The 4,451-nt window shown below is 73.1% G+C and carries 7 protein-coding genes; 4 read left to right on the top strand and 3 right to left on the bottom strand.

Annotated elements, in window-relative coordinates; genetic code table 11:
- Both AB0G02_RS29525 and AB0G02_RS29520 read right to left on the bottom strand, forming a co-directional pair.
- On the bottom strand, positions 1 to 329 hold a 329-nt coding region (locus AB0G02_RS29525), incomplete at its 3' end, for a hypothetical protein (protein WP_360800243.1).
- Between the two features lie 155 nt (positions 330 to 484).
- A complete protein-coding gene (locus tag AB0G02_RS29520; RefSeq protein WP_360800240.1) occupies positions 485 to 712 on the bottom strand; it encodes a hypothetical protein in 228 nt (75 codons plus the stop codon).
- Between AB0G02_RS29520 and AB0G02_RS29515 the strand changes: the two genes are divergently transcribed.
- The gene (locus tag AB0G02_RS29515) at positions 702 to 1,106 is read left to right on the top strand and encodes a CAP domain-containing protein (protein WP_360800237.1); all 405 of its coding nucleotides are present in this window, start codon (positions 702 to 704) and stop codon (positions 1,104 to 1,106) included. The genes AB0G02_RS29520 and AB0G02_RS29515 overlap by 11 nt on opposite strands.
- Here the strand turns inward: AB0G02_RS29515 and AB0G02_RS29510 are convergent.
- Positions 1,088 to 1,579: an Lrp/AsnC family transcriptional regulator gene (locus AB0G02_RS29510; RefSeq protein WP_360800236.1), complete on the bottom strand. Its 492-nt coding sequence runs from the start codon at positions 1,577 to 1,579 to the stop codon at positions 1,088 to 1,090. The genes AB0G02_RS29515 and AB0G02_RS29510 overlap by 19 nt on opposite strands.
- Positions 1,580 to 1,701: 122 nt before the next feature.
- Between AB0G02_RS29510 and pdhA the strand changes: the two genes are divergently transcribed.
- The 3 genes from pdhA to AB0G02_RS29495 form a co-directional block, all read left to right on the top strand.
- Positions 1,702 to 2,775: a pyruvate dehydrogenase (acetyl-transferring) E1 component subunit alpha gene (pdhA, locus tag AB0G02_RS29505; protein WP_360800233.1), complete on the top strand. Its 1,074-nt coding sequence runs from the start codon at positions 1,702 to 1,704 to the stop codon at positions 2,773 to 2,775.
- Entirely contained in the window at positions 2,772 to 3,785 is a 1,014-nt protein-coding gene (locus AB0G02_RS29500) for an alpha-ketoacid dehydrogenase subunit beta (protein WP_360800232.1), read from the top strand. The genes pdhA and AB0G02_RS29500 overlap by 4 nt, the downstream gene beginning before the upstream one ends.
- A partial coding sequence (locus AB0G02_RS29495) for a biotin/lipoyl-containing protein (RefSeq protein ID WP_360800229.1) occupies positions 3,778 to 4,451 on the top strand: 674 nt, incomplete at its 3' end. The genes AB0G02_RS29500 and AB0G02_RS29495, both read left to right, overlap by 8 nt.

Raw genomic sequence — 4,451 nt, 5'->3', positions numbered from 1 at the left:
TCGCGGCCGGGTTCGTCCAGCCCGTGGGCGCGTTGGTGCACCACCGCGGTGATCGCGGCGAGGCGGGGGCCGTTGTCACCGAGGTTGGGCACCAGGTAGCCCTCGCGCCGGGTCACCGCCGTGCCCGGCGGTAAGCCGAGCAGGTGGGCCTGTCGGGGGGTGAGGTGGTGCGCGGTGTCGGGTTGCCGGGGGTCGCGGCGCAGGCGGTAGCCCACCCACAAGGACAGCACGCGGGTGAAGGGGACGGGTACGTCGCGCAGGAACCTGGCCATGGTCTCGGCCCGGGCGCCTGTCTCGTCCGCGTGTGCGGCAGTGACTGAGTGGATCATCGGGGTGCACCTTCCGGTGGGGGCCGCACGTCGTCGTGCGGGCGTCGGTGCGATGCATCCCACGATGAGGCCGCACTGATGCGGAGACATCGGTCGGGTGACGTAGAAGATCGTGCATGTATTCCACTGTGGACAACGTGAGGGATGCTCGGTGTTCATCCCTGTGTCCACCACCGACGTAACCGCATCGACCCGTTCGCCGCGGCCACCTCGGCCGCGCCGTCGTCCTCCTCCACGTCGGGCACCACGACGTCCGAGCCACCACCGGCCGCCACCTCCACCACGACGACGACGGCGGCGGCGGTCACGACCACCGAGGCGCCGCCGCCCGCCGCCCAACCGCCGGTGCGGCAACCGGCCCCGGCGCCCGCCGTGACGACCAAGAGCCTGACCGAGGTCGAGGCCGCCGAGGCGAAGGTGGTCGAGCTGACCAACGCCGAACGGTCCGCCAACGGCTGCCCCGCGCTGGCCGCCGACGCCCGGTTGGCCGCCGCCGCCCGCGCGCACAGCGCCGACATGGCCGCCCAGGACTACTTCGACCACGTCTCCAAGGACGGCCGCAGCTTCGTCGACCGGGTCAAGGCCGCCGGCTACCCCACGCCGGGCGCGGAGAACATCGCGGCCGGCCAGCGCACCCCGGAGGCCGTGGTCAAGGGCTGGATGGAGTCGCCCGGCCACCGGGCCAACATCCTGAACTGCAAGCTCAAGGCGTTGGGCGCGGGCATGGCCCGGGGCGGTTCCTACGGGATCTACTGGACTCAGAACTTCGGCTGGTGACCGGCGCGGTCGGCGCCGTCCGCCGGCAGCTCGTCGAGGACCAGCACGGTGTGGCTGGACGTCACGTCCGGCATGGTCTGCAACCGGGACAGCACCAGGTCGCGGAGGCTGTGCGCGTCCGGCGCGCGCACCAGCAGCACGAGGTCGTAGTCGCCGGACACCAGCGCGCCGTGCCACACCTCGGGGATCTCCAGCACCCGCTGCCGCACCGCCTTCCACGAGTGCTGGCTGATCTTGAGGTAGACGTAGGCGGAGATGCCGAAGCCGTAGCGCTCGGGGTCGACCACCGCCGAGTAGCCGGTGATGACGCCGTCGCGGTGCAGCCGCTCCACGCGTGAGTAGGCGCTCGCGCGCGAGATGTGCAGCTTCTCCGCCAGCGCCCGCATGGACATCCGCCCGTCCGCGCGCAGCTCCTCCACGATGCGCCGGTCGAGCGCGTCGAGTGGTGCCGAATGTCCAGCCCGCTGCGTCATGTGGCCGACTTTAACCCGCCCGCGCGGCCATTCGTCCGGATTCGGGGGTCGGATCTGGAACATTGGCCGGTGTGAGCCGGACCATGCCCTCCATCTCGCCCCTTGAGACACCGGAGGAGCCCATGGCCCGCACCCGCGCGCCCGAGCGGACGTTGCTGCCCGGCGACGAACCGCTGTCGCTGCTGCGCAAGGACGGCTCGCCGGTGGACGACTCGCCGCTGGTCATGCCCGACGACGACGTGCTGGTCGAGCTGCACCGCCGGATGGTCGTCGGCCGGCGCTTCGACACGCAGGCCACCGCCCTGACCAAGCAGGGCAGGCTCGCGGTCTACCCGTCGTCACGCGGCCAGGAGGCGTGCGAGGTCGGCTCGGTGCTCGCGCTGCGCCCGACCGACTGGCTGTTCCCGACCTACCGCGACTCCGTCGCCCTGGTCACCCGGGGTGTGGACCCGGCCGAGACGCTGACCCTGCTCCAGGGCGGCTGGCACCTCGGCTACGACCCGTACGAGCACCGCGTCGGCCCCCAGTGCACCCCGTTGGCGACCAACACGCTGCACGCCGTCGGCTTCGCGCACGCGGCCCGGCTCAAGGGCGAGGACACCGCGGCGCTCGTGCTGCTCGGTGACGGCGCCACGTCCGAGGGCGACACGCACGAGGCGCTGAACTTCGCGGGCGTGTGGAAGGCCCCCGTGGTGTTCCTGGTGCAGAACAACGGCTACGCGATCAGCGTGCCGATGTCCAAGCAGAACGCCGCGCCCTCGTTGGCGCACAAGGGCATCGGGTACGGCGTGCCGTCCGTGCTGGTCGACGGCAACGACGTGGCCGCGGTGTACGCGGTGGTGCGCGAGGCGCTGGAGTCCGGCGGACCGACGTTGATCGAGGCGATCACCTACCGGATCGAGGCGCACACCAACGCCGACGACGCCACCCGCTACCGCACGTCCGACGAGGTCGCGGCCTGGCTGGACCGCGACCCGGTGGACCGGCTGGAGACCTACCTCGCGGCGCGGGGACTGCTGGACAACGCCCGCCGCGCGGCGGTGGCGGACGAGGCGGAGCGGTTCGCGGCGTCCGTGCGGGCGAAGATGAACGCCGACGTCGTGCCGTCGCCCGACGAGCTGTTCGAGCACGTCTACGCGACCACGCCCCGCCACCTGCGCGAGCAGGCCGCGGCGCTGCGCGAGGAGCTGGCATGACCGCCGTGGCCGAGTCCCAGCTCTCCATGGCGGGGGCGTTGAACCGGGCGCTGGCCGACGCGCTGGCCGCCGACCCGGGCGTGCTGGTGTTCGGTGAGGACGTCGGCGCGCTCGGCGGCGTGTTCCGGGTGACCGACGGGCTGGCCGCCCGGTTCGGCGAGGACCGGGTGTTCGACACGCCCCTGGCGGAGTCGGGCATCGTCGGCACCGCGATCGGCATGGCCATGAACGGCCTGCGGCCCGTGGTGGAGATGCAGTTCGACGCGTTCGCCTACCCGGCGTTCGAGCAGATCACCAGCCACCTGGCCAAGATGCGCAACCGCACGCGCGGCCGGGTGTCGCTGCCGGTGGTGATCCGGGTGCCCTACGGTGGCGGCATCGGCGGGGTCGAGCACCACTGCGACTCGTCGGAGGCCTACTACACGCACACGCCGGGGCTGCGCGTCGTCACCCCGGGCACGCCCGACGACGCCTACCGGCTGCTGCGCGACGCGATCGACTCGCCGGACCCGGTGATCTTCCTGGAGCCGAAGCGGCGGTACTGGAGCAAGGGTTCGCTCGACCCGGCGACCTCGGTCGGGTTCGACCGGGCGCTGGTGCGGCGGACCGGGCGGGACGTCACGCTGATCGCCTACGGGCCGATGGTCGCGACCGCGCTGGAGACCGCGGAGGCGGCGAAGGAGGAGGGCTGGGACGTCGAGGTCGTGGACCTGCGGTCGTTGTCGCCGTTCGACGACGAGACGGTGTGCGCCTCGGTGGTCAAGACCGGTCGCGCGGTGGTCGTGCACGAGGCGTCCGGGTTCGGCGGTTACGGCGCGGAGGTCGTGGCCAGGGTGACCGAGCGGTGCTTCCACCACCTGCACGCGCCGGTGCTGCGGGTGACCGGGTTCGACATCCCCTACCCGCCGCCGAAGCTGGAGGAGCACCACCTGCCCGGCGTCGACCGGATCCTGGACGCCGTCGCGCGGCTCCAGTGGGACGACCAGGTCGTGGGGGGCTTCGGTGCCTGACTTCCGGCTGCCCGACCTGGGCGAGGGGCTGACCGAGGGCGAGATCGTCACCTGGCTGGTGTCGGTCGGGGACCAGGTGAGAATCGACCAGCCCGTGGTCGAGGTGGAGACGGCGAAGGCCGTCGTCGAGGTGCCCTGCCCGTTCGAGGGCGTGGTGAGCGCGCGGTTCGGTGAGCCGGGGGAGAAGCTGGCCGTCGGTTCGGTGCTGCTGACCGTGGGCGCGCGGGACTCCGCCACCGAGGGGTCCGGCAACGTCCTGATCGGCTACGGCACGTCCGACACCCCGCGCCGACGCCGCCGCCCCAGGGGGTCCGACCTCCGGAACACGCGCGTGCTGCGTGCCGAACCGCCGGCTCCGACGCCCGGAACGGCCGAGCCCGACGCGGCACGGGTCGCACCCGACGCGGTCAGCGCCGGGCACGCTGCGGTGAACGCCGAGCCGGCGACGGTGAAGGCCGCGCCCGCGGTCATCTCCCCGCTGGTGCGGCAGCTCGCCCGGGAGAACGGCCTGGCGCTGGACCGCATCGCCGGCACCGGCCCCGGCGGCGTGATCCGGCGGGCCGACGTCGAACGGGAACTGGCCGCCCGCGCCGCCGCCACCGCCCCTGCCGCTCCCTCCACCACGGGCCGGCGCATCCCGTTGCGGGGCCTGCGCGGCGCGGTCGC

The organism is Actinosynnema sp. NPDC023658 (assembly GCF_040639995.1).
Taxonomy (GTDB): Bacteria; Actinomycetota; Actinomycetes; order Mycobacteriales; family Pseudonocardiaceae; genus Actinosynnema.
The sequence above is the reverse complement of the archived record's forward strand: the minus strand, read 5'-3'. Positions and strand labels throughout refer to the sequence as shown.

Excerpts from the sequence above, each read along its gene's own strand:
- AB0G02_RS29510 (WP_360800236.1), bottom strand. The coding sequence starts at position 1,579 with ATGACGCAGCGGGCTGGACATTCGGCACCACTCGACGCGCTCGACCGG.
- pdhA (WP_360800233.1), top strand. The coding sequence starts at position 1,702 with ATGGCCCGCACCCGCGCGCCCGAGCGGACGTTGCTGCCCGGCGACGAA.
- AB0G02_RS29500 (WP_360800232.1), top strand. The coding sequence starts at position 2,772 with ATGACCGCCGTGGCCGAGTCCCAGCTCTCCATGGCGGGGGCGTTGAAC.